This is a genomic window from Bradyrhizobium sp. UFLA03-84 (assembly GCF_002289535.1).
Taxonomy (GTDB): Bacteria; Pseudomonadota; Alphaproteobacteria; order Rhizobiales; family Xanthobacteraceae; genus Bradyrhizobium; species Bradyrhizobium viridifuturi.
In genome coordinates, this window is sequence record NZ_NSJY01000017.1 from 53,137 (window position 1) to 76,606 (window position 23,470).

Below are 23,470 nucleotides of genomic sequence, written 5' to 3' on the forward strand. Positions count from 1 at the left end.
TCCTACCGATCCGGCTTGGCCGGCGGCGTCACGCCGTCATTGCGCTCGCGCCAGGGCAGCGGCGTCGACGGACGCAGGCTGTCGTAGGGTGCGATCGTCGAGCGATAGCCGACAGCGGCCGTGCGCGCCGACGGATTTGCAGGATCGCCGGCGACCGCGACCGGCCTTGCATCGGTCACGCAGCCGGCGAGCAGCGCGGGCGCGACGATGGCCGCGGCCATCCGCGACACGAATGTAGGAAGCGCGCGCCGGCCACGCTGCGTGGCCACGGCGGCGAGCCTCGCCCCGAGAAACGAAAACATGGGTCTGTCCCGATCACTAGATGAATCACAGGCATGCGCACGCGAGCGCGCGGCGCAGCCACGATGTCAGCGGTGATCAGGTGATGGGGGGACGATAGAGCCGGGCCGGCGCCTGGCTGTGCAGGATCTGACGGGCCTCGGCGAGACGGGTCGCGATCGGGTGCAACGGACCCGCGACCAATGGTAGATCAGCCGGCAGCGCCGACACGCACATCAACGTGCAGCACGGTCCCGGCGAACCCTTGCCGTCGTGGCTGTGCTTGGCATGTGACGCGGCGGCATCGGCCGCGTGCTGGACATGCATGCCGCCGTGATCGTGGGTGGCGTGATCATGCGCGACGCCTTCGGCATGTGCCATCGGCGGCGACGCCTCGTGCAAGTGCGCCGCGACGGCCGGCTGGACCTCATCGGTCAGGCAAGGAAACGGCGCGCCGAATGCCAGCGCAACCGACGGCGCGAGGACGCAGAACAGATAGGCCAGGATGATGGAACATCCCGCCCGCACCCGTCCTGACCTGTTCAACCGCATCAACACCCGCCCGATCGCTCCCAACACATCCGGACCGCAAGCTAACCGCAAATCAGTTCGCCGCAAGCCGCGCTTGTATATACCCCCAAGGGGTATTTATCAATCGCGTTTGAATCCATGCCAAGGCTTGCTCCCATCACAATCCCGCCTTCTGGTGCGCCGCGACCGCAGCGACCTTCGGTCGCTGCGCGCTTGCCCTGATCCCGATGCCCTTCACGATGGCGAAGATCGCGGGGATCACGATCAGCGTCAGCAAGGTCGAGGAGATCATGCCGCCGATCATCGGCACCGCGATGCGCTGCATGATCTCGGAGCCGGTCCCGGTGCTCCACAGGATCGGCAGCAGCCCGGCCATGATCGCGACCACCGTCATCATCTTCGGCCGGACGCGCTCGACCGCGCCCTCGATGATCGCGCGATGCAAATCGTCACGGCCGAGCGTCCGCCCCTCGGCGGCACAGCGCGCCCTCGCCTCATCCAGCGCGTGGTTGAGATAGATCAGCATCACGACGCCGGTCTCGGCGGCAACGCCGGCCAGCGCGATGAAGCCGACCGCGACCGCGACCGACAGATTGAAGCCGAGCGCCCACATCAGCCAGAGCCCGCCGACCAGCGCGAACGGCAGCGACAGCATCACGATCATGGTCTCCGCCACCGAGCGGAAGTTGAGGTAGAGCAAGAGGAAGATGATCGCGAGCGTCACCGGCACCACGATCTTGAGCCGGGCGGCGGCGCGCTCGAGATATTCGTAACTCCCGCTCCACACCGGGTAGGTGCCGGGCGGAAACTGGACGGCGGCCTGCACCGCATGCTGCGCGTCGGCGACGTAGCCGCCGAGATCGCGCTCGCGGATGTCGACATAGATGTAGGTCGCGAGCTGGCCGTTCTCGGTCCGGATCGAGCTCGGCCCGCGCGCCGGTTTGACGTCGGCGACTTCGCCGAGCGGCACCGCGCCGCCGGCCGGCATCGGCACCAGGATGTCGCTGGCGATGGCGCCCGGATTGTCGCGCAGATCGCGCGGATAGCGCATGTTGACGGTGAAGCGCTGCCGGCCCTCCACCGTCGTGGTCACGCTCTGGCCGCCGAGCGCGGTCGCGATCGTGTCCTGCACGTCCTGCACCGCGATGCCGTATCGCGCCAGCGCCTCGCGGTTCGGCGATATCTCCAGATAGTAGCCGCCGAGGCTGCGTTCGGCATAGGCCGACGAGGTCCCCGGCACGGTCTTGAGCACCTGCTCGACCTGCCGCGCCAGCTTGTCGATGACAGCAAGATCGGGACCGATCACCTTGACGCCGACAGGCGTGCGGATGCCGGTCGACAGCATGTCGATGCGTGCCTTGATCGGCATCGTCCAGGCGTTGGAGACGCCGGGGAATTGCAGCGCCTTGTCCAGCTCGGCAATCAGGCCGTCGAGGGTGAGGCCCTTCCGCCATTCCTGCTTCGGCTTGAGATTGACGATGGTCTCGAACATCTCCGACGGCGCCGGATCGGTCGCGGTCGCGGCGCGGCCGGCCTTGCCATAGACCGAAGCGACCTCCGGAAAGCTCTTGATGATCCGGTTCTGGGTCTGCATCAGCTCGGATGCCTTGGTCACCGAGATACCCGGCAGCGTGGTCGGCATATAGAGCAGCGTGCCCTCGTTGAGGTCGGGCATGAACTCGGTGCCGAGCTGTTGCGCCGGCCAGACCGTCACGGCAAGCGCGCCGAGCGCCAGCAGGATCACCAGAGTCTTGGCGCGCAACACGCCGTTGATGACGGGACGGTAGATCCAGATCAGGAAGCGGTTGATCGGATTCCTGTGCTCGGGCACGATCCTGCCGCGCACGAAGATCACCATCAGTGCCGGCACCAGCGTCACCGACAGCAGCGCCGCTGCCGCCATCGCGAACGTCTTGGTGAAGGCGAGCGGCGAGAACAGCCGGCCCTCCTGCGATTCCAGCGTGAAGATCGGCATGAACGACACGGTGATGATGAGCAGGCTGAAGAACAGCGCCGGCCCGACTTCGGCCGCGGCCTCGATCAGGATCGACACCCGCGACTGGCCGGGCTTGGCGCGCTCCAGATGCTTGTGCGCGTTCTCGATCATCACGATCGCCGCGTCGATCATGGCGCCGATCGCGATCGCGATGCCGCCGAGGCTCATGATGTTGGAGCCAATTCCAAGCAGCTTCATCGCACCGAACGCCATCAGCACGCCGACCGGCAGCATCAGGATCGCCACCAGCGCGCTGCGGACGTGCAGCAGGAACACGATGCACACCAGCGCGACCACGACGCTCTCCTCGAACAGCGTGCGCTTCAGCGTCTCGATCGCCGCATAGATCAGGTTGGAGCGGTCATAGACCGGCACGATCTCGACCGATTTCGGCAGGCTGGTCGCGATCTCCCTGAACCGCTTCTTGACGTTCTCGATCACGTCGAGCGCGTTCATGCCGAAGCGTTGCAGCACGATTCCGCTCGCCACCTCGCCCTCGCCGTTCAGCTCGGCGATGCCGCGCCGCTCGTCGGGGCCGAGCTCGACGCGGGCGACATCGCGCAGCAGCACCGGCGTGCCGTTGTCGGTCTTCAGCACGACATTGCCGAGGTCGTTGATATCCCTGAGATAGCCCTTGCCGCGGATGACGTATTCGAATTCCGAGAGCTCGACGGTGCGGCCGCCGACATCGGCATTGCTGGCGCGGATCGCGTCGCGCATCCGCTGCATGGTGATGCCGCGGTCGCGCATCCGTTGCGGATCGAGGATGACGTTGTACTGCTTGACGAAGCCGCCGACACTCGCGACCTCGGCAACGCCTTCGGCTTTGGCCAGCGCGAACTTCAGGTTCCAGTCTTGGATCGTTCTGGTGTCGGCGAGGTTCAGCTGTTTCGACATCACGGCATACTGGTAGACCCAGCCGACCCCGGTCGCATCGGGCCCGATGGTCGGCGACACGCCGGCCGGCAACCTTGACGCCGCGCTGTTGAGGAATTCCAGCACGCGGGAGCGCGCCCAGTAGATATCGGTGCCGTCCTCGAAGATGACATAGACGAAGGAGACGCCGAAGAACGAGAAGCCGCGCACGACTTTCGATTTCGGCACCGTCAGCATCGCCGTGGTCAAGGGATAGGTGACCTGATCCTCGATCACCTGCGGCGCCTGTCCCGGATATTCGGTATAGACGATGACCTGGGTGTCCGAGAGATCGGGAATCGCATCGAGCGGCAGATGGAGCAGCGCATAGAGACCAGCGGCCGCCGCGAAGCCGGTGCCGAACAGCACCAGCAGCAGATTGCGTGCCGACCAGGCGATGACGCGGGCAATCATGGCTTGCCTCCATCCATCATCGCGCTTCCACCTGCCGGCTGCTTTGTGTCGGCCTCGGCAAAACCCTTGATCGCGGCCTTCAGATTGCTCTCGGCATCGATCAGAAAGGTCGCCGACGTCACCACGGCATCCCCCTCGGCGATCCCGTCACGGATTTCGACGTAGCCGTCGCCGCGCCGCCCGAGCTTCACCTCGCGCGGCTCGAACCGGCCGTTGCCGCGGTCGAGCAGCACGGTCTGCCGGCTGCCGGTATCGAGGATGGAGTTGTCGGCGACTGTCAGCACCGGCGCCGCGCTGCCGGTGTCGATCTCGGCGTCGACATACATGTCCGGAAGCAGCGCGAGATCGCCATTCGCCAGTTCGATCCGCACCCGCGCGGTGCGTGTCTCCTTGTTGACCTGCGGATAGATCACGCTGATGCGGCCTGCGAATGTGCGGCCGGGATAGCTGCGCGCCCGCACCGTGACCGTCTGCCCGACCACGATGTTGCCGAGGTCGCGTTCGGCGACGTCGACCAGCGCCCACACCACAGAGACATCGGCGATCCGGAACAGCACGTCACCGGGCTGGGCGCGCATGCCCTCAATCGCGGCGCGCTGCAGCACGATGCCGTCGCGCGGCGACGACCACGGAATGGCGATCGGAACAGTGCGGCTCTTTTCCATTTCGGCGATGACGGCCTCGGGGACGTCGAGATTGGTCAGCCGCTGCTTGGAGCCGCGTCCATAGGGCTCGATCCCGGCGGTCGCCCTGGAGGTGATGGTCGCGACAAATTCGGCCGCGGCGGACGAGATCGCCGGGCTGTAGATCTCCATCAGCGGCTGTCCCTTGGTCACCCGGCTGCCGGTCGTCACGTCGGCGACGCCCTGCACATAACTTTCGGCGCGCATCGCAATGACGGAGACGCGGCGCTCGTCGAGCTGGATCGTGCCGGGCGCGCGCACCAGCGTGCGGATGCGGCGCATCTCGGCCGGCTCCGACTTGACGCCGGTGCGCTGGATCTTGCCCGGCGACAGCGTGATCGAGCCATCGTCGCTGTCTTCGCCGTCATAGACCGGGATGTAATCCATCCCCATGGAATCCTTCTTCGGCACCGGCGAGGTGTCCGCAAGCCCCATCGGGTTGCGATAATATTTGACCCTGCGATCGCTCTTCGCCGCCGCGGACTTCGCGTTCGCCGGCTGCTCGGGTTCGCCGGATTGCGCATCGGCCTCCGGAAACACCGGGAGATAGTCGCGCCCGTCGGGAGTCTGCTTCGGCGTCGCCGAGTAGAGCGGCTTGCCGTCGGGATCACGGTAATAGATCGGCGCAGCGTTCTCCGCCGCCTGCGCGGCGGAAACGATGGCGGCGGTCATCGGCCGCGGCGGCAGGCCGCGGGCGGTCCATGCGACGCCTGCCGCTGCGGCAATCGCAGCGGCGGCGCCGACCCAGGCAAGGCGGCTCATTGCTCGGCCGTGACGACGAGCTTGTTTTCGACCGAGCCGGTCTCGCCCTGCACTTTCGCACCGAGCGACAATTGCCAGCGGCCGGCCATGCCGAAGGTCGCCTTGAACCGGTAGGTGCCGGGCTCGGTGCCCGGCATCGGCGTCACCTTGGTGGCCATCTCCTGCATGCCGTCGGGCGCCATGTCGAGCCGGGTCGAGAAGATGATCGCGTCGGAGACGGATTTGCCGGTGCTCCTGTCGACCAGCCGCACCGTGACGATCCGATCGGCCCCGGCCTTGACGGTCGGCTGCACCAGCTGGAATTCGTAGTTCTTGATCTCGGCGTGGGCAGGCACATGGGTCAGGGCAACGCCGATCAACGCGGCCGCTGCGGCGCGCGCGAGTTGGAAAGACTTCATTGGTGGTAATCCTCGATACGTCTGATGGACCGCGTGAGCGGCATGCGAACGCACGCGCGCCGTCAGGCGCACGCGTCAGCGATCAGGCGCTTCAAGCGCCCGTCAGACGTTGGTTCGAGGCGGATGATCCGGAGGCTTGGCGCCAAGTCCATCAAGCAGACGGTCGTCGCGGGCGGCGATCCGGCTCGGCAGCGGATCGCGCTTGACCAGCGACGCTGCGCCGGCAGGCGCCGCCAGTGAGACGCTCAGCATGCACAGCGCAAGGAACGGACAATCGTCGCAGCCCTTGCTCTTGGTCTGGTCCGGACAGCAGGGCATGTTGTCAGCCATCGCCTGCCCTGACATGGCTTCGTCTGGCATGGCCTGATCGGACATAGCCTGATCGGACATGGCGTGGTGAGACATCGCCATGCCTATGGCCTGATGGTCAGGCATCGCCTGCATCGTGGCGGCCGATGCATCGGGCATCATCCGGGCAAACGCCGGCGCCACGGGCGCGAGCAACAGCCCGGCCGCGACAAGCAGCAATATCCAGAGATTGGCAAGCCGCCTCAGATGCATGCCCGCTTGTCGCACGGATCAGCGGAACCTGCAAATCCGTGCGACTTCACGATCGCGGCAGTGGGAACGTTTGACCCACAGATTTCTCAACACACTCCGTGTCGTCCCTGCGAAAGCAGGGACCCATAACCACAGGCGATCATTGTTGAGCGACGCTGGAACGACGAGTCCCGTCCACGATATCCGCCGCGGAGTATGGGTCCCTGCTTTCGCAAGGACGACGGCCGCGGGCGCGGCGCACTCTGCCCAACCCAATTCGCAATCCCTTCATTCACGGGCGCCTCGACCTCCTAGCGGAACGACACGTTGATAATCGCGTTGCAAGGAGCTAAAGCGCTTGCACGATCCGACACCCATCGCGCAGACGTCTCCCGGTCAGCGCCCGCCCTATCGTCAGGTGCACATGATGGCTTCCTCCGACGCATTGGCCGCTGTCTTCACGCATATCGACGCCAACCACGACAGCTTCCTGCAACGCTTGATCGCCTATCTGCGCCATCCGAGCATCAGCGCCGAGAACATCGGCATCGCCGAGGTCGGCGCGCTGCTTGTCGAGATGCTCACGGGGATCGGCCTCGAAGCCGGCCTCGTGCCCACGAAGGGGCATCCGATGGTGGTGGCGCGCTGGGAGAAGGCACCTGGCAAGCCGACCGTGCTGCTCTACGGACACTACGACGTGCAGCCGGCGGACCCGATCGAGAAGTGGATCTCGCCGCCCTTCGAGCCGACGGTCCGCGACGGCAGGCTTTATGCGCGCGGCGTCGGCGACAACAAGGGTCAGCACTTCGCCCAGATCCTGGCGATCGAATCCCACCTCAAGGTACACGGCGAATTGCCCTGCAACGTCATCCTGCTGCTGGAAGGCGAGGAGGAGATCGGCAGCCCGCATATCGCCGGCTTCGTGCGCAGCAACGCGCATCTGCTGAAGGCCGATCTGGCCGTCACCGCCGACGGCCCGCGCCATGCCAGCGGCGCGCCGACGATCAAGTTCGGCTCGCGCGGCGTCGTCTCGTTCGAGCTGCGCTGCCGCCATGCCAACCGCGACGTCCATTCCGGCAATTTCGGCGGTGTCGTGCCGAACCCGATCTGGACGCTGGTCCATCTGCTCGGCACCATGAAGAACGCGGCCGGGGAGATCACCATCGACGGGCTGCATGATGCTGTCGAGCCGCCGGCGCCCGAGGAGCTGGCGGCGATCGAGCGCCTGCCGCTCGATATCGAGGCCATCAAGACGAGCCTTGCGCTGAAGCGCCTCGACGCGCCGGCCGACCGGCCCTTCTACGACCGCCTGTGCTTCCAGCCGACGCTGACCATCAACGGTTTCCACGGCGGCTATGGCGGCCCCGGCCACAAGACAGTGCTGCCGAACGAGGCGTTTGTGAAATGCGACATCCGTCTCGTCGAAGCGCAGGATTCCGAGGACATCCTGCGCAAGGTCCGGGCTCATGTGGCCAAACACGCGCCCGAGGTCGAGTTCGTCGCTGAGGAGATGGGAATGCAGCCGTCGAAGACGCCGATCGCCTCACCCTACACCGCGCCGCTGCGCCGCGCCTTCGTCGCCGCCCATGGCGAGGAGCCGCTGCTGATACCCGCCGGCTTCGGCAGCCTGCCGGGCTACGTGTTCACCAAGATTCTGGGCATCCCCGCCTTCGTCACACCCTACGCCAACCCGGACGAAGCCAACCACGCGCCGAACGAGAACATGACGCTCGACTGCTTCCATAGCGGCCTGCGGACGGGGGCAGCCCTGCTGCATGAGCTCGGCCAATTCCGGCGCGAGGGTTGGAGCTGCCACATCTGCGGTGTCGTCCCTGCGAACGCAGGGACCCATAACCACAGGTGATCATTGTTAAGCGACGTCGGAACGACGAGTCTCATTCACAGCACAAGCCGTGGAGTATGGGTCCCTGCGAACGCAGGGACGACGCGTGGAGGGAGTCTTACCCAGAACCATCCATCGTCGTCGTCCTGGCGAAAGCCAGGACCCATTACCCCAAATGCAAATTGCGGTGCGGCGCTGGGGCTACGATTTCGTTCACAGTCAAATTCGGTGGTTATGGGTCCTGGCTTTCGCCAGGACGACGACAACATTTGCGGCACGCGACGCGATCCACGCCACCCATCCCCCTCACTTCACCAGCGCCTCGACCTCCTTGCGGAACGCCTGGCGCGAGCTGTCGCGGGAGTAGAACATGTGGCCGCCCGGATAGACCGCAAGCTTGGTGCGAGCAGGACCCGCGAAGGCCGGCAGCTGGTCGAGGATGATCTTGGATGCGAAGTACGGCGTTGCGAGATCGAACAGGCCGTGGCCGATCAGGAGCTTCAGCTTGGGATCGAGCGCCAGCATCTGGCGCAGCTGCGTCACCGACTCCGCCGGATTGATGCCGTGACCGAACTCCCAGGCCTTGTTCACGGTCTCGCTGAGCAGATGATAGGAGCCGTCCGGCCGCCAGTTCAGTTTGCGCGTGGTGAGGTCGACGGCAGCGCTGGTCAGCGGCGCCATCAGGGGATCGCCTGAGGGATCGTTGAAGCGGAAGTAGCTGGAGTCCGGATAGGGATCGAAGCCTTCGACCGACGCGTCGTAGCGGCCGGTCACCTTGCCGTTCTTGCGATCGAACTCGCGGCGGAATTCGCCGATGTCGAAACGGCCGGCGAGCCTGCGGCTCACCGCCTGATCGATGCCGGTCAGGCTGGCTACCTTGTCGGCAAGGCGCGTGGTGGCTTCGGTGTCCGCCTGCCCCTTGACGAGATCGAGCAGGAAATCGCCCCGCGCGTAGCGTTCGACGTCGGCGAGATCCTCGCGCGTCACCGGCCCCTTCGCCTGCCGCGCCACCGCCGTCATGGTCGGCAGGCTCGCGACATATTGCAGGATGCTGGAGCCGGTATAGTCGCGGAAATCGAGCACCGGCGAGATCAGGATCAGGCCGCGCACGCCGACGCCCTGCTGCATTTGCAGATTGCGCACCACCTTCGGCCCGCGGATGCCGCCATAGCTTTCGCCGGCGACATATTTCGGCGAGGTCAGCCGGTCGTATTTCTCCAGCCAGCGGCGGACCACCAGCGCGACTGAATTGGCGTCGCCGTCGACGGTGAAGAAGCGCTTGCGCGCCTCCTCCGATGTGGTGACGAAGCGGCTGTAGCCGGTGCCGACCGGATCGATGAAGACGAGATCGGTGAAATCGAGCCAGGTGTCGGCATTGGGCTGCAATTCGGGCGAGGCCGAGGACACCGCGCCGTCGCCGTCGAACGGCAGCCGCCACGGCCCGACATTGCCGAGTTGCAGCCAGGCCGACGCCGAGCCCGGCCCGCCGTTGAACAGGAACGTCACCGGGCGGTTCGCCTTCTCGGCGCCGTCGAGCTGGTAGGAGGTGTAGGCGAGGTCGGCGAGCGCCTCGCCCTTGTCGTCGAACACGCGGATCGAGCCCGCGGTCGCGCTGAAGTTCAGCGTGCGGCCCGGCAGCGCGACCGATTGCTTTGTGGTGGAATCCGGCGGCAGGCGGTGCTGCTCGGCGGTCGACGCATTGGCGCCGGAGCCCGACTCGCCGCGGCCTCCCCGGCCCTTCTGGCCGCTTGGGTTCTGACCGCCTGGGGCTTGTGCGCTCGGCGACGGCGATGGCTGCGGGGCCTCGTCCTCGGCCCGCGCCGCGGTTGCAAGGCAGGCCACCAGCAGCGCTGCCGCGAGCCGTGTCGCAAAACTGTTAGCCATGCCGTTCACTCCCTGGGCCGACGTTTACGCATTCGCGCCATAAACTACGATAGCCTGCCGGCACCGGTTTGGCGTTGGGTCCGTTCCCGGACCATCTCGACAAGGCCGCCCGGGATGTATAGACGAGCGCGGCGTATTCCGTGCCAAACGAGTTCGTGAGCGATGGCCAGCTCCAAGCGGTATGACAAGATCGCCTTCGTCGCCAGCGCGAGTGCGGAAGCGCAGACGGCGCTCGAGCAGCTGACCGCGATGTACGGCAACTATCCCCCCGCCGATGCCGACGTCGTGGTTGCGCTCGGCGGCGACGGATTGATGCTGCAGACGCTGCACGCCAACATGCGCAGCGGCAAGCCGATCTACGGCATGCATCGCGGCACCGTCGGCTTCCTGATGAATGAATACTCGACGCACGATCTGCGCACGCGGCTTGCGGCGTCGCGGGAGTCGCTGATCAATCCGCTCCTGATGCGCGCGACCGACATCCACGGCGCCGTGCATCTGCATCACGCCATCAACGAGGTTGCCCTGTTCCGGCAGACCTATCAGGTCGCCAAGCTGCGCATCCTGATCGACGAGCATGAGCGGATGCCCGAGCTGATGGCCGACGGCATCCTGGTGGCGACGCCGGCCGGATCGACCGCCTATAACCTCTCGGCCCAGGGCCCGATCCTGCCGATCAACGCGGCGCTGCTGGCGCTGACCCCGATCAGCGCGTTCCGGCCGCGGCGCTGGCGCGGCGCGCTGCTGCCGAATTCCGCCTTCGTGGTGATCGAGGTGATCGAGGGCGAGAAGCGCCCGGTCGCCGCGGTGGCCGACCATGACGAGGTCCGCGACGTCCGCCGCGTCGAGGTGCTCTCCGACAAGACCATTGCGATGCGGATGCTGTTCGACCCCGGCCACTCGCTGGAGGAGCGCATCCTGCGCGAGCAGTTCGGCTACTGACGGTCCGCGCCTGCCCCTGCCCGGCAACCAATCATTAACCCCGGGCGGGATATGGTTAACGTCGGGTAATACCGCGTTGGCCCGGTATGCCCGTTCGGGGCCGGACCATGTATCGCATCGATTTCAACAAGCTGCGATTTTTGATTTGCGACGACAATCCGCACATGCGCCGCATCCTGCGGACGCTGCTGCATTCGTTCGGCGCACGCGAGGTGTATGAGGCCGAGGACGGCGCCACCGCGCTCGAGATGTATACGCACTACGTGCCCGACATCGTCATCACCGACTGGTCGATGCCGATCTTCGACGGGCTCGAGCTCGCGCAGATGATCCGGCAGCCGGAATCCAAGGGCAATCCCTACGCGCCGATCATCATGCTGACCGGGCATTCCGAGAAACGCCGCGTCACGGTCGCGCGCGACGCCGGGGTCACCGAATTCCTGGCCAAGCCGATCTCGGCCAAGGGGCTCTACCAACGCATCATGAACGTGGTCGCCAACCCGCGTCCGTTCATCAAGACCAAGACCTATTTCGGCCCCGACCGCCGCCGCAACACCACCAACACCTATATCGGCCCCGAACGCCGCGGCAGCGGCGAGGTCGAGGTGCTGCAACAGCCGTCGCTGCTCGAGAAGGCGCGCTCGACCATTTAGGACATCGCCATGGCGAAAGACAAACCCGGGACGATCGAGGTCAAGAGCTTCGGCACCCACCACGTCATCACGCAGCCGAATCCGCTACGCAAGATGCTGCTGCGGGTCCCCGAGAGCGACCTCGACGATCCGGTCGGCCGCGCCGAAAAGGCGCTCGCCGGGCTGTCGGGCGAGTTCAAGGAATGGATGACGATCGAGGCCGACCGCCTCTCCGCGGCGCATGCCACCGTGCTGCGCGAGGGCTTCAACGACAAGACCCGCGAGGAGCTGTTCCGCGCTGCGCACGACATCAAGGGCGATGCCGCAACGTTCGGCTATCCGTCGGCAGCGGCAGCCGCAGAGAGCCTGTGCCGCATCATCGAGCACGCACCGGATCTCGCCGCGGTACCCGCCCAGCTGATTGCGCACCACATCAACGCCGTGCAGGCGATCGTGCGCAACCGCACCAAGCTCGACACCGCGGTCGTGGCCGGCGTGCTGAGCAAGCAGCTCCGCGGCATCGCCGATGAATTCCTGACCCACGCCAACCGCGACCGCCCCGAGCATCTCGAGGCCATCCTCGCGCCGAGCATCGTGCCCGGCGAATAGCGGCGCGCCGCGGCTCAAGGCCGCGGCTTCAATCATCGTCAATCGGAGGGAGCGCGGCCGGTCAGGCCGCGATGAGATCGTCGTCGTAGGGCAGCACCGCGATCGCGTCATCGGCGGCGAGCTCCTCGCAAAACATGCGGGCATCCTCGCGGGCCGATTCGGTCGCAAAGCGGCGCAGCAGGATCAAGAGCGGCTCGGCCGCCGAATGATCGGTCTCGCAATGGGTCAGCACCCGCTCGACCATACGGCGATGCAGCCGTGCCGCACCGTCGCCGCTATCGACATAGCCGACCTCGTGGCTCGCCTCGAGCGCGACGCGGAACGCCGCATAGGTCGATTCCGGCAGGCCGGCGCGCCGCAGCAGCGCCTGCAGCCCGTTGCCGCCACGGTCGTTCAGCAGCGCGGAGACGCGGCCATAGGGCAATCCGGACAGTTCGGCGAGCGCAGCCCCGAACAGATCGAGGTTGCCCGACAGCAGCGCGCGCAGGATCAGCCCGGCGGTGAGCTGGCCGGTGGCGCGCAGATGCGTGATCAAATTCTGCATGTCGTCGCCGAAGGCGCGCGCGGCGATGTTCACCGTGGAGCGCTCCTTCGCCTCGCCGGCGATGCGGTCGGCACGGTCGGCGCCGAGCCAGTTCCGCGCTACGACGAACTGCGCCAGCGTGTCGGACAGCTTTGCGACCAGCGCCAGCCGCGTCGCCGACGGCAGGTCATCCAGCGCCAGCATCGATTCCCGGATCGCCGCGAGATGGCCATGGCGCTCGACGATGCGGTCCCAGGAGAATGGCGCGAGCCCGGCATAGGGATTCTCGATCAGCTCGAGCGCGGCCGCGGCCGAACCGACCTCGGCGATCGCCGCAGCGACGGAGGCCGGCAGGTTGACGCGGCGCGCGATCGCGCACTGCATCTCGTCGGAGCCGGTCGCGACGATATCGACGAGATCGGCATCGATCAGGAGCGGTGAATGCTCCAGCACCGGCAGCGCGATCGCCGCCTGGTCGGCCGACAGCGCCTGCACGATCGCAGCCGGCGCCTCCGCGCTGTGTGCGAACACCTCGGCCATCGCCTGTCGCACCAGCGGCGACGGGTCATCGAGCAGCATCAGCAGCGCGCCTTCGGCTGCAATGCGGTCGTCCTCGGTGAGGTCTGAAATGAGCCAGGCCCGGGCCAACGCCCGCGTCGCCTCTGCTCGCTCGCCTGCCGGAGCGGTCCTAATCCAACTAATGAACTGCCGAACGATCATGGTCCTTCCGGCTTACGCAACGAAACGGCATCGACTTACGATGCCAACTACAAGGAAAAATAAACCATGACGCTTAACAAAGGGTTCACCATAAACGTTTGGGATTATTGACGTTTCGTTAAGATCGGCACGGCGCGCCTTCGCACGCGCAGCAGGCCAGCGCTAGCCGTTGCTGTAGGTGCCGTTCGGATCGCTGAACAGATCAAGCCGTCCGGGCGCACGGACCTTCGGCGTCGCCGACGTGGTCAGCGCGGAGGAATTGCCCCACAGCTCCTGCACCGCAGGTGAAATCGGCTCCGAACGATCGCCGCCCTGGTAGAGCGAGCGGAAGGCCGGCGCCGGCTGCGCGGATGCGACGGTCGAGGTCGCGCCAGCTGACGCGGCCGCACCGGCATTCGGGAAAGTCGAAAGATACGACGCGGTGTCCATCGACACCGCTTGCGTTGGCGCAGCGCTTGCCATCGCGTAAGGGCTCATGGTGTCGCCGCCCGCTGCAGCAAAGGCAGTGCGTGTGTCCTTCGAGTTTGCCGCCGCGGCGTAGCGCGTGGTCAATACCGAATAGACTTGGCTGACGCTGCGCGCGCTGCCCGACTTATCGTAGAAGATCGACTGGTTGGCGGCCGCCGCCTTCGGAAACAGCGCGGCGGCATTGGCGCTCGGGCTGTCCTCGGCGCTCGAGATCAGCTTGCCGGCGCCGCCGACGCCCATGAAATGCGCCATATAGAGTTCGGCGTCGGTCGGCCGACGGCCGAGCGCGCCGGTGAGCTTGAAGCTGTTGGACTGCGTCAGGGCCGCCGCCATCGACGACGCCGCATCGGGATCGTCGCGCAGCTTCATGACCGCGCTGCGTGCCGCGGGATCGCTCACCGAATAGCTGCCGTCGGAGTTCTTGGTGATGGCATCGGCATACTGACCGTAGCCGAGCTGGCCTCCCGCCTCCTTGACGGTGCCGAGCCAGGTCTGGTCGATGAACTGATAGAGTCCATGCGCCGACGAGGTCGTGGCGCCGGCCCGCGGATTGAAATTGGATTCCATCTTCGCGGTGGTGAGCAAATATTCGAAGCTCGTACCGGTGGTGGCCGCCGCCTGCTTGATCGAGCCGGCGACCTTCAGGCGCGAAGCATCGACACCTGCCGAAGCCGTCGCATTGAAGAGGTCGACCGCCATTGATCGGGTGCCCTGCGGGGTGCCGGCAATCGGCACCCATGTCCTGTCAACCTGCCGTAATTATGGTTAACGGCACGTTAAGGCCCCGGCACGAAGGGCAACGCGGCCGCCGCTATTTGCGGTAGACCGCGCCGGGATCGAACAGGCGCTCAGCATCGACGAAGGACAGCCTGACAGCGCCGCCCTCGCCCTGCACCGCGCGATAGAAGCAGGAGCGCCGTCCGGTGTGGCAGGCGGCGCCGATCTGTTCGACCTTGATCCACACGGCGTCCTGATCGCAATCCATCCGGATCTCGACCACGCGCTGGGTCTGGCCAGAGCTCTCGCCCTTGCGCCACAGCGCGTTGCGCGAGCGGCTGAAGTACCAGCCCTCGCCGGTCGCGATCGTCTTGCGCAGCGCTTCATCGTTCATGTGCGCGACCATCAGCACGTCGCCGGTCGCGACATCGGTCGCGACGCAGGTCACAAGACCGGTCGCGTCGAATTTGGGCCGGAAGTCGAGCCCCTCTTCGCGGTCGTGATCGTGGGTCGATGTGGACACGGAAAACCTCGCTCGAGAGAATGCGAGGTTACCGGTTCGGTCCTCGCACCAGGGACAGGAAACGCTGCTGCTCGGCCGGATTGTCGCGGAACATGCCGGTGAAGCGGCTGGTGAAGGTCGATGCGCCATGCTTGGCGACGCCGCGCACCGACATGCAGGTATGCTCCGCCTCGATCAGCACGGCAACGCCGCGCGGCTTCAGGACCTCGTCGATCGCAGCCGCGACCTGGGCGGTGAGATGCTCCTGGGTCTGCAGGCGACGAGCGAAGATGTCGGTCAGCCGCGCCAGCTTGGAGAGGCCCACGACGCGCTCCACCGGCGTATAGGCGATATGCGCCTTGCCGTAGAACGGCATCATGTGATGCTCGCACTGCGAGGTGAACTCGATGTCGCGGACGAGGACGAAATCGTCGTAGCCGGCAGTCTCGCCGAAGGTACGGTTCAGCACTTCGGCCGGGCACTGATGATAGCCCTGATAGAGCTCGTCATAGGCTTCGACGACGCGGCGCGGCGTGTCGAGCAGGCCCTCGCGGCCGGTGTTCTCGCCGATATAGGCGAGCAGCGTCTTCACGGCGTCCTCGGCCTCGGCCCGCGACGGGCGCGGCTGGTCGGCACGGACGGCGGCCGCCATGAATTCTGAAGGGTCGAGCTCGCCTGGCTTCGCGTCGGCCGGCTTGTTGGGGCGAATCGATTTGATCAAGGCGTCCATGTCTTCTCCGTTCGACCGGCGCGGCATTTGCCGTTGGGCCGGATGTGTCACCGGGCAGACGGGGCGGATCATCGAACCACCGGACGCCTGAGTCCCATCTTTGTAGCACCACCGCGACGAAGGTGGGCCGCGCTGGCCGCATGGCCGGGCTATGTTTCCGGCGCTGCCGTCCATATATAGGACGGTGAAACCCAGCCGCCAAGAGCGCCCGGCCCGGCCGGAACCAGGCATCTGTCCCCATGCTGAACGACATTTACAACAAGCGGATCATCGAGTTGGCCGGCAATATTCCGCGCCTCGGACGGCTCGCCGACCCCGACGCCAGCGCCACCGCGCATTCCAAATTGTGCGGTTCGACCGTCAAGGTCGACCTCAAGATGGACGGCCCCGTGGTGACGGACTTCGCCCATGACGTGAAGGCCTGCGCGCTCGGCCAGGCCTCCTCCTCGATCATGGCGAGCCATGTGGTGGGGTCGACCGCTGAGGAGCTGCGCGAGTTGCGCGAGACCGTCCGCAAGATGCTGAAGGAAAATGGCCAGCCCCCGCAGGGCGGCAAATGGGCCGACATCGCGCTGCTCGAGCCGGTGCGCGATTACAAGGCCCGCCATGCCTCGACGCTACTGACCTTCGATGCGGTGGTCGACGCGATCGGCCAGATCGAGGCCAAGGCAAAGCAGCCGGCGTAGACCTTGCTGCCGGCGTAAGCCAACTACTGCGCGGGCTGGACCGGCGGCGGCGCCGTGGTGCTGCCGACCGGCACGACCGCCTCGGCGGTCTTGGTCGCCTTCGCGGTCTGCGGCTGCACCTCACCCTCCATGGCGGTACTGACGAAGCGATCGCTGTTCTTCGGCTTCGCCTCGGCCATGGGAATAACGTTGTCCTGCCGCGGCAGCACGTCGGCGACGGCGTCCGTGGTGACGAGATTGGTCAGCCGCAATTCAGCTGCCGACAATTCATGCAGGTCTTCCCACGGCGGCACGCTGAGTGCGAGCGACAGTAGCTCACCGGCGCCGCCCATCTCGAAAGTGTACTTGGCGAGACGGCCGATATCGCGCTCGACGATCATCAGGTCCTGAGCCGTATAGCTGGCGGCCTTGGCATCGTCGGCACGGTCGCCCATCCAGATCTGATGCACCCGGACGTGGGCGGCCGGCGGCACGTAGCGCGTCTTGCCCGACAGCAGCAGGAATACGCACATCGACTCGCAATAGGCATCCGGCAGCACGCTGGCGCGGTCACCCTGCGCTGCCTGGCTGACGATACTGGTGCCGACCGTGGTCAGCGCGCCGAGACCGCGGAAGCGGCGGCCGAGCGCGATCGCGTCGTTGACCGAGCCGCCGCTGGAGTCGAGCACGATGGTGGCGCCGTTGAGCTGGCGGCTGCGCGCGAACTCGTCGAACTCCTTGGGGCTGTCGGCCGTGATGATGCCGACCGCCGACACCCAGCCCCGGCAATTCGGCTGACAGGCGATCCAGCTGAACTTCATCGGCAGCTTGCGCTCTTCGAGGGTCGAGCTGGCCTGCGCGGAACTCCCCGCCGTCGTGACGGTTCCGGAAATCGCGAAGCAAAAGGCGACGGCGCCGGTGAGCACCCAACTGCGCAACGAGAGCGACCTGACGAGCCTCAATTTGGTTCCTTCCCCCAAGCCCCTGGTTGCGAGCGGTGGCAATGGCCCCATGGCAAAGCGCCACGATTCTGTCATCGGCGCGTTACGAGAACGGTAGCCTTGCTGACCTGGATCGTCCATAGGACCCTTGCTGCAGCGCCAATCGGGCCGTGCGATAATAGCGAACTGTGGCGTAAATATCTGCAACAGAACAGTTCCTTGGCTTGGAACCCCCGCAAGACTACGTACATACTTGCGTATGCCGTCGACAGAACATTCAACACCGCACCATCAACGATGCATGGAGTGTGCCACCAGCGCGCGCCGCTTGCCGCGCAACTTCGGCCGCGCCTTGATCTGGATCTACCGGCACACGCTGTCGCCGCTGGTCGGCTACAACTGCCGGCATCTGCCGACCTGCTCGGTCTATGGCGATGAGGCGATCGAGCGCTTCGGACTATGGGCCGGCGGCTGGATGACGCTGGCGCGGCTGCTGCGCTGCCAGCCGTGGGGCACCTCCGGAATCGACAACGTCCCGCCGGTCAAGCCGCCGGGCGCGCACTGGTACGTGCCCTGGCGCTACGGCCGCTGGCGCGGCGTCAACGACAACTGATCGATTTCCGCAGCGCTCCCAAGCCCGCCGCGCATTGCTGCCGGGCGGAACTGTGGCGATACTTGGCGCATTGTTTCAGTGCCCCTTGCGGTTCTTGGGGAGGAAACAACAATGCGCTGGAAAATCAGCCACAACGGTCACGATCCCCGGCAGATCGACTTGCTGGCCGTGCTTGCCTTGCTCGTCGTGATCATTGGCGCCTACGGCTACTTCACGCACAACTCGACCAAGCCGAGCACGACGGCGTTCATCGTGCCGAGCCAGAGCGTGAAGTGGTGATGCGCAAGCTCACTCGGCTGCGGCAGCACGCGCCGCGCGCGGCCGCGTAATGACCACCACTACGAGCGCCGCCGCAACGAAGGCGGTGGCCACATAGCCTGCGGCGTAGAGCCATTCGCGCGCGAACAGCAATCCGCCGATCGCCGAGCCGATGGCCTGGCCGATATACAGCACCGAGGTATTGAGCGAGACCGACGCCGAGGCGAGCGCCGGCGCCGCACCGACCAGCCGCACCTGCTGCATCGAATTGGTCGACGCAAAGCCGAGGCCCCACACCGCCACCGAAGCCGCCATCAATGCATAGGCGCCGGCGCTCAGCGCCCAGCCGGCCACGCCGGCGAGCAGCAGCACAGTGAACAGGACCGACGTCCTCCAGGCGCCCCAGGAATCCACGATACGGGTTGCGATCGCAATGCCGACGAACCCGAAGATACCGTAGAGCGCGAACACGATGCCGACCGCGTCCGCATTCGCGCCGGTCAGCTTGCCGAGCAGCGGCCCCATGAAGGTGAAAACCACGAACTGTCCGGACATCTGCAACGTCGTGATCGACAGCAGCAGGATGACGGTCGGATTGCGGCCGAGATCGGCCCAGGTCCGGAGGTCGACCGGCGCGCCATGCAATCCGCCGGGCAGCCGCCACCACAGCAGCAGCGAGCTTGCGAGCCCGGTCAGCGCGATCGCGCCATAGGTCACGCGAAAGCCGTAGCGGCTTGCGATGAAGGTGATCAGCGGCAGCCCGATCGCAGCGGCGAGCGACCCGCCGAGGAAGATATAGGCGATCGTGCTGCCGCGCTTTTCCACCGGCACGATCAACGCTGCGGTGCCGGCCGCCTGCGGCGTGTAGAGCACACCGACCGCGAGCATCACCAGGCGGATGATCAGGAGACTGTCGTAGTCCGGCGCGAAGGCGGATGCCGCGTTGGTCAGCGTCAGCACCAGAAGCGTCGCCGTCAGCAAGGCTCGCCGCTCGAACCGGCTGGTCAGCCACGCCGTCAGCGGCGAGCCCACGCACAGCACGATCGCGCCGAAGGTGATCAAAAGGCCCGCGGTGTGGATGGTGACGCCGAGCCCGCTCGACAGCTCCGTCAGCATGCCGGCCGGCGCCAGCACCGAGCAGCCGGTGACGATGTTGCCGAGCATCAATGCGGTGGGAGCGAAGCGTTTCACGCCGCGTTGATAGCAGACCCCGATTTCAATGCAACTGCATCTAAATGCATGGCACGTGATCGATTTGCGCCGCTTGCGCTCATGGCGACGGCGATGCCGCCGCCGGCGCAGCGTTGACGCTCGGTGACGCCGCCGCCGGCCACGGGCTTGCAGGCTTCGGACCCGGTGTCGCGGCCGGGCACGATGCCAGAAGCCGTGTCCATCCCTGCTCCAGCCCGGTCGTGTCGATATCGAATGTCGCGACGCCGGGCCTCGCGGGATCCGGCTTGCCGTCGGATGACAGCGCACTTTCGCCGATCTCCAGATGCGGGACCGCCGTCATCGTCTTGACGATGTCCGCGCTCACCGGATCGCTCCAGACCTCGTATTTGCCGAACCGCGCCGGCAATCTGCCGAATGCGATCGCCTTGGTGACGCCGGCCATCATCACCACCGTGCTCTTGCCGGCGGCGCCCTCGTCGAACTCGCGCACGAACATCAGGCGCCCGCGATCCTTGTTCTCGCAGAACAGCCGCCACTCCATCATGCGGAACGAGCTGCCGTTGCCGTTCTTCTGCTGTGCGATCTTGCGGACATAGGGCCGCGTTTCCTTCTCCACCGCCCACAGCGTGTCCGGCAGCGGCCGCGTGTCGATTCCGAATCGATAGAGTTCGGGGCGCGTCAGCACGTGCAGGTTCTCGAACTTCACGGTCCGGATCAGGTCGCTGAGCTCGTGGCTGATCCCCATCGCCGCGAGGAACACGTTGCGGTCGCGATCGGCACTCACCATCTCGCGCCGCCTGAAATCCGCGACCGCCTGCGGCGGCGGATGGCCGTGGACCACGAACATCAGCCTGGAGTTATGCACCGCGAGCACCGAGTCCGGCGCCACTTCGCGGACGGTCGCGCCCAGGAACAGATAGGCGCAAGCCGAGACGCACATCGCGTTGCGCGTTGAGAGTTCGGCCCCGACCTCCCCTTTCGCAGCCTTGATCTTCAGACAGGCGGCGTCGATCTGCGTACCTGCGGAACAGGCCGGCACGTTGGTGCGGCCGACCCGGGCGGTCGCCTTGCGTGCGCGCAGAAACCGCGCGATCGCATAGGACTGCTCGACATTGCCGCCCGGCGAATGCAGGTAGATCGGAAGCTGTGGGTCCTTGACCGCGAGCAGGAAGCTGCGAATCCGCGCCGCGGCATCCCGATCGATCTCGCCTTCGATCGCGATCCAGCGATCGCAGCCGGCGCCGCACGCATTCGGCGCTCCCTTGGCGAGATAGATGGTCAGCTTTTTCGCGAATCCGGCCTTCTCGACCGGTGCTTCTTCCGCCCGCGACACGCCCGGGATCAGAAGCAACGCCACGAAAAACAGGAGACGGGAAAACATGAACCTTGCGGATTGCGCGATGGCGGACAAATGGAGGCCGGACGTTAGTCGATGATCGGCAACGTCGCAACGATCACAGCCGTCAGGTGCGGACGAGCTTCCCTCGATTCGGTGCGATCGGAGGCCGATTTTCTTGATATTGCCGGATTGCAGGCGTCAAATCCCCTGCTATACCGCTGCTTTCCGCTTACCTGCGCTCGTTCGCAGGAGTGAGCTACAGGAGACATCATGGCCGATACGCCGCCCAAATCCGAATCCGGATTCCAATACAGCCTGTCCAACCTCAAACCCGCAGAACCCGTGAACAAGATCGCCCTCACCTTCCCTGATGGAGCGAGGCGCGATTTCCCGAAAGGGACCACCGGCCTCGACATCGCCAAGGGCATTTCGCCCTCACTCGCCAAGCGCACCGTCGCGATGGCGCTCGACGGCGCGCTCGCCGACCTCAACGATCCGATCGAGACCGACGCCAAGATCGAGCTGATCGGCCGCGACGACCCGCGCGCGCTGGAACTGATCCGGCACGATGCCGCGCATGTGCTGGCGGAGGCCGTGCAATCGCTGTGGCCGGGCACCCAGGTCACGATCGGCCCGGTGATTGAGAACGGCTTCTACTACGACTTCTTCCGCAACGAGCCGTTCACCCCGGAAGATTTTGCCGCGATCGAGAAGCGGATGCGCGAGATCATCGGACGCGACAAGCCCTTTACGAAAGAGGTTTGGGATCGCGAAAAGACCAAGCAGGTGTTCCGCGACAAGGGCGAGGCCTTCAAGGTCGAGCTGGTCGACGCCATTCCCGGCAACGAGCCGATCAAGATCTATTTCCAGGGTGACTGGTTCGATCTGTGCCGCGGCCCGCACATGACCTCGACCGGCAAGGTCGGCAACGCCTTCAAGCTGATGAAGGTGGCCGGCGCCTATTGGCGCGGCGATTCCAACAATCCGATGCTGACCCGCATCTACGGCACGGCATTCGCCAAGCAGGAAGACCTCGACGCCTACCTCAAGCAGATCGAGGAGGCCGAGAAGCGCGACCACCGCAAGCTCGGCCGCGAGCTCGACCTGTTCCACTTCCAGGAGGAAGGCCCAGGCGTGGTGTTCTGGCACCCGAAGGGCTGGACCATATTCCAGCAGCTGATCGCCTATATGCGGCGCCGGCTGCTCGGCGACTACAACGAGGTCAACGCGCCGCAGATCCTCGACAAGGTGCTGTGGGAGACCTCGGGCCACTGGGACTGGTACCGCGAGAACATGTTCGCGGCGCAATCCGCCGGCGACGAGGCCGAGGACAAGCGCTGGTTCGCGCTGAAGCCGATGAACTGCCCCGGCCACGTGCAGATCTTCAAGCACGGGCTGAAGAGCTACCGCGACCTGCCCTTGCGGCTTGCCGAGTTCGGCGTCGTGCATCGCTACGAGCCGTCGGGCGCGATGCATGGCCTGATGCGGGTGCGCGGCTTCACCCAGGACGACGCCCATGTGTTCTGCACCGAGGAGCAGCTCGCCGATGAGTGTCTCAAGATCAACGAGTTGATCCTGTCGACCTACGCCGATTTCGGCTTCGACGGCGAGCTCACGGTCAAGCTCTCGACGCGACCGGAAAAGCGGGTCGGCACCGACGAGATGTGGGATCACGCCGAGCGCGTGATGGCCACCGTGCTGTCCGAGATCAAGGCCAAGGGCAGCAACCGGATCCGCACCGAGATCAATCCGGGCGAAGGCGCGTTCTACGGGCCGAAGTTCGAGTACGTGCTGCGCGACGCCATCGGCCGCGACTGGCAGTGCGGCACCACCCAGGTCGACTTCAACCTGCCGGAACGGTTCGGCGCGTTCTACATCGATCACGACGGCTCGAAGAAGGCGCCGGTGATGGTGCACCGCGCGATCTGCGGTTCAATGGAGCGCTTCATCGGCATCCTGATCGAGCACTATGCCGGCAGCTTCCCGCTCTGGCTGGCGCCGACGCAGCTCGTGGTCACGACCATCACCTCCGAAGGCGACGAGTATGCCAAGGTGGTGGCGGCCGCGGCGCGCCGCGCTGGTCTCCGCGTCGAGATCGATCTGCGCAACGAGAAAATCAACTACAAGGTCCGCGAGCATTCGCTGGCCAAGATCCCGGCGCTGCTCGTCGTCGGCAAGAAGGAGGCCGAGACGCATTCGGTCTCGGTCCGCCGCCTCGGCAGCGAGCGCCAGACCGTGATGCCGACCGATGAGGCGATCGCCGCGCTGGTCGACGAGGCGACGCCGCCGGACGTGAAGCGGGCGCGATCCGTCGCCTGATCCTCACAATCGGTCTAAACTGGCTTTCGCTGGCTCCGTCGTGCCCCCATCTTGGGGGCACGACTCCCCTTGAA

At 65.8% G+C, this 23,470-nt stretch carries 22 protein-coding genes; 8 read left to right on the forward strand and 14 right to left on the reverse strand.

Annotated elements, in window-relative coordinates:
- Positions 1-2 precede the first annotated feature (2 nt).
- The 6 genes from CK489_RS32875 to CK489_RS32900 all read right to left on the reverse strand — a co-directional run bounded on the left by CK489_RS32875 (position 3) and on the right by CK489_RS32900 (position 6,470).
- The gene (locus CK489_RS32875) at positions 3-302 is read right to left on the reverse strand and encodes a hypothetical protein (protein WP_050625621.1); all 300 of its coding nucleotides are present in this window, start codon (positions 300-302) and stop codon (positions 3-5) included.
- Between the two features lie 76 nt (positions 303-378).
- The gene (locus tag CK489_RS32880) at positions 379-831 is read right to left on the reverse strand and encodes a hypothetical protein (protein WP_245350581.1); all 453 of its coding nucleotides are present in this window, start codon (positions 829-831) and stop codon (positions 379-381) included.
- 136 nt (positions 832-967) lie between these two features.
- Complete coding sequence (locus CK489_RS32885) at positions 968-4,135, reverse strand: efflux RND transporter permease subunit (RefSeq protein WP_095735251.1); 3,168 nt, start codon at positions 4,133-4,135, stop codon at positions 968-970.
- Positions 4,132-5,580, reverse strand: a complete 1,449-nt coding sequence (locus CK489_RS32890; protein WP_095735252.1) for an efflux RND transporter periplasmic adaptor subunit — start codon at positions 5,578-5,580, stop codon at positions 4,132-4,134. The genes CK489_RS32885 and CK489_RS32890 overlap by 4 nt, the downstream gene beginning before the upstream one ends.
- The gene (locus CK489_RS32895) at positions 5,577-5,978 is read right to left on the reverse strand and encodes a FixH family protein (RefSeq protein WP_050625615.1); all 402 of its coding nucleotides are present in this window, start codon (positions 5,976-5,978) and stop codon (positions 5,577-5,579) included. Before CK489_RS32895 ends, CK489_RS32890 begins: the two co-directional genes overlap by 4 nt.
- 102 nt (positions 5,979-6,080) lie before the next feature.
- Complete coding sequence (locus tag CK489_RS32900) at positions 6,081-6,470, reverse strand: hypothetical protein (RefSeq protein ID WP_245350582.1); 390 nt, start codon at positions 6,468-6,470, stop codon at positions 6,081-6,083.
- A gap of 475 nt (positions 6,471-6,945) precedes the next feature.
- Between CK489_RS32900 and CK489_RS32905 the strand changes: the two genes are divergently transcribed.
- Positions 6,946-8,382, forward strand: a complete 1,437-nt coding sequence (locus CK489_RS32905; RefSeq protein ID WP_095735702.1) for a M20/M25/M40 family metallo-hydrolase — start codon at positions 6,946-6,948, stop codon at positions 8,380-8,382.
- A gap of 285 nt (positions 8,383-8,667) precedes the next feature.
- On the opposite strand, the gene CK489_RS32910 is transcribed toward CK489_RS32905, so the two are convergent.
- Positions 8,668-10,245, reverse strand: coding sequence for a S10 family peptidase (locus CK489_RS32910; protein ID WP_095735254.1), 1,578 nt, complete (start codon positions 10,243-10,245; stop codon positions 8,668-8,670).
- 162 nt (positions 10,246-10,407) lie between these two features.
- Here CK489_RS32910 and CK489_RS32915 point away from each other — a divergent pair, with 162 nt between their 5' ends.
- The 3 genes from CK489_RS32915 to CK489_RS32925 all read left to right on the forward strand — a co-directional run bounded on the left by CK489_RS32915 (position 10,408) and on the right by CK489_RS32925 (position 12,428).
- Positions 10,408-11,187 carry an NAD kinase gene (locus CK489_RS32915; RefSeq protein ID WP_095735255.1) on the forward strand — a complete coding sequence of 260 codons (780 nt, stop codon included), beginning with the start codon at positions 10,408-10,410 and terminating at the stop codon, positions 11,185-11,187.
- 107 nt (positions 11,188-11,294) lie between these two features.
- Complete coding sequence (locus tag CK489_RS32920) at positions 11,295-11,840, forward strand: response regulator (RefSeq protein ID WP_024582417.1); 546 nt, start codon at positions 11,295-11,297, stop codon at positions 11,838-11,840.
- Between the two features lie 9 nt (positions 11,841-11,849).
- Positions 11,850-12,428, forward strand: coding sequence for an Hpt domain-containing protein (locus CK489_RS32925; protein ID WP_050625612.1), 579 nt, complete (start codon positions 11,850-11,852; stop codon positions 12,426-12,428).
- 61 nt (positions 12,429-12,489) lie between these two features.
- Here the strand turns inward: CK489_RS32925 and CK489_RS32930 are convergent, their stop codons facing one another.
- The 4 genes from CK489_RS32930 to folE form a co-directional block, all read right to left on the reverse strand.
- The gene (locus CK489_RS32930) at positions 12,490-13,671 is read right to left on the reverse strand and encodes a DUF2336 domain-containing protein (protein ID WP_095735256.1); all 1,182 of its coding nucleotides are present in this window, start codon (positions 13,669-13,671) and stop codon (positions 12,490-12,492) included.
- Positions 13,672-13,833: 162 nt separating this feature from the next.
- Positions 13,834-14,838, reverse strand: a complete 1,005-nt coding sequence (locus CK489_RS32935; protein ID WP_095735257.1) for a transglycosylase SLT domain-containing protein — start codon at positions 14,836-14,838, stop codon at positions 13,834-13,836.
- Positions 14,839-14,950: 112 nt separating this feature from the next.
- Complete coding sequence (gene hisI / locus CK489_RS32940) at positions 14,951-15,379, reverse strand: phosphoribosyl-AMP cyclohydrolase (protein ID WP_095735258.1); 429 nt, start codon at positions 15,377-15,379, stop codon at positions 14,951-14,953.
- Positions 15,380-15,407: 28 nt separating this feature from the next.
- Positions 15,408-16,088 carry a GTP cyclohydrolase I FolE gene (gene folE / locus CK489_RS32945; RefSeq protein ID WP_050625608.1) on the reverse strand — a complete coding sequence of 227 codons (681 nt, stop codon included), beginning with the start codon at positions 16,086-16,088 and terminating at the stop codon, positions 15,408-15,410.
- Positions 16,089-16,327: 239 nt separating this feature from the next.
- Between folE and CK489_RS32950 the strand changes: the two genes are divergently transcribed.
- Positions 16,328-16,774 carry an iron-sulfur cluster assembly scaffold protein gene (locus CK489_RS32950; protein WP_050625607.1) on the forward strand — a complete coding sequence of 149 codons (447 nt, stop codon included), beginning with the start codon at positions 16,328-16,330 and terminating at the stop codon, positions 16,772-16,774.
- A 23-nt stretch (positions 16,775-16,797) separates the two neighbouring features.
- On the opposite strand, the gene CK489_RS32955 is transcribed toward CK489_RS32950, so the two are convergent.
- Complete coding sequence (locus CK489_RS32955) at positions 16,798-17,715, reverse strand: COG3904 family protein (protein ID WP_095735703.1); 918 nt, start codon at positions 17,713-17,715, stop codon at positions 16,798-16,800.
- 280 nt (positions 17,716-17,995) lie between these two features.
- On the opposite strand from CK489_RS32955, the gene yidD reads away from it, so the two are divergent.
- Positions 17,996-18,307: a membrane protein insertion efficiency factor YidD gene (gene yidD / locus CK489_RS32960; RefSeq protein WP_050625605.1), complete on the forward strand. Its 312-nt coding sequence runs from the start codon at positions 17,996-17,998 to the stop codon at positions 18,305-18,307.
- Positions 18,308-18,418: 111 nt separating this feature from the next.
- Positions 18,419-18,586 (forward strand): hypothetical protein, encoded by a 168-nt coding sequence (locus tag CK489_RS41955; RefSeq protein WP_167350124.1) that lies wholly within the window; start codon positions 18,419-18,421, stop codon positions 18,584-18,586.
- A gap of 9 nt (positions 18,587-18,595) precedes the next feature.
- Here CK489_RS41955 and CK489_RS32965 read toward each other — a convergent pair whose 3' ends face one another.
- Together CK489_RS32965 and CK489_RS32970 are read right to left on the reverse strand one after the other, a co-directional pair.
- Positions 18,596-19,729: an MFS transporter gene (locus CK489_RS32965; protein ID WP_095735704.1), complete on the reverse strand. Its 1,134-nt coding sequence runs from the start codon at positions 19,727-19,729 to the stop codon at positions 18,596-18,598.
- Positions 19,730-19,835: 106 nt separating this feature from the next.
- The gene (locus CK489_RS32970) at positions 19,836-21,119 is read right to left on the reverse strand and encodes a COG3904 family protein (protein WP_095735705.1); all 1,284 of its coding nucleotides are present in this window, start codon (positions 21,117-21,119) and stop codon (positions 19,836-19,838) included.
- 228 nt (positions 21,120-21,347) lie between these two features.
- On the opposite strand from CK489_RS32970, the gene thrS reads away from it, so the two are divergent.
- Positions 21,348-23,396 (forward strand): threonine--tRNA ligase, encoded by a 2,049-nt coding sequence (thrS, locus tag CK489_RS32975; RefSeq protein ID WP_095735259.1) that lies wholly within the window; start codon positions 21,348-21,350, stop codon positions 23,394-23,396.
- The last annotated feature ends 74 nt before the right edge of the window (positions 23,397-23,470 follow it).

Coding starts and splice junctions, on each gene's coding strand:
- CK489_RS32890 (WP_095735252.1), bottom strand. CDS start 5,580: ATGAGCCGCCTTGCCTGGGTCGGCGCCGCCGCTGCGATTGCCGCAGCG.
- CK489_RS32905 (WP_095735702.1), top strand. CDS start 6,946: ATGGCTTCCTCCGACGCATTGGCCGCTGTCTTCACGCATATCGACGCC.
- CK489_RS32885 (WP_095735251.1), bottom strand. CDS start 4,135: ATGATTGCCCGCGTCATCGCCTGGTCGGCACGCAATCTGCTGCTGGTG.
- CK489_RS32950 (WP_050625607.1), top strand. CDS start 16,328: ATGCTGAACGACATTTACAACAAGCGGATCATCGAGTTGGCCGGCAAT.
- CK489_RS32920 (WP_024582417.1), top strand. CDS start 11,295: ATGTATCGCATCGATTTCAACAAGCTGCGATTTTTGATTTGCGACGAC.
- CK489_RS32965 (WP_095735704.1), bottom strand. CDS start 19,729: ATGCTCGGCAACATCGTCACCGGCTGCTCGGTGCTGGCGCCGGCCGGC.
- thrS (WP_095735259.1), top strand. CDS start 21,348: ATGGCCGATACGCCGCCCAAATCCGAATCCGGATTCCAATACAGCCTG.
- CK489_RS32970 (WP_095735705.1), bottom strand. CDS start 21,119: ATGTTTTCCCGTCTCCTGTTTTTCGTGGCGTTGCTTCTGATCCCGGGC.
- CK489_RS32915 (WP_095735255.1), top strand. CDS start 10,408: ATGGCCAGCTCCAAGCGGTATGACAAGATCGCCTTCGTCGCCAGCGCG.
- CK489_RS41955 (WP_167350124.1), top strand. CDS start 18,419: ATGCGCTGGAAAATCAGCCACAACGGTCACGATCCCCGGCAGATCGAC.
- CK489_RS32875 (WP_050625621.1), bottom strand. CDS start 302: ATGTTTTCGTTTCTCGGGGCGAGGCTCGCCGCCGTGGCCACGCAGCGT.
- folE (WP_050625608.1), bottom strand. CDS start 16,088: ATGGACGCCTTGATCAAATCGATTCGCCCCAACAAGCCGGCCGACGCG.
- CK489_RS32895 (WP_050625615.1), bottom strand. CDS start 5,978: ATGAAGTCTTTCCAACTCGCGCGCGCCGCAGCGGCCGCGTTGATCGGC.
- CK489_RS32930 (WP_095735256.1), bottom strand. CDS start 13,671: ATGATCGTTCGGCAGTTCATTAGTTGGATTAGGACCGCTCCGGCAGGC.
- CK489_RS32935 (WP_095735257.1), bottom strand. CDS start 14,838: ATGGCGGTCGACCTCTTCAATGCGACGGCTTCGGCAGGTGTCGATGCT.
- CK489_RS32910 (WP_095735254.1), bottom strand. CDS start 10,245: ATGGCTAACAGTTTTGCGACACGGCTCGCGGCAGCGCTGCTGGTGGCC.
- CK489_RS32880 (WP_245350581.1), bottom strand. CDS start 831: ATGCGGTTGAACAGGTCAGGACGGGTGCGGGCGGGATGTTCCATCATC.
- yidD (WP_050625605.1), top strand. CDS start 17,996: ATGGAGTGTGCCACCAGCGCGCGCCGCTTGCCGCGCAACTTCGGCCGC.
- CK489_RS32925 (WP_050625612.1), top strand. CDS start 11,850: ATGGCGAAAGACAAACCCGGGACGATCGAGGTCAAGAGCTTCGGCACC.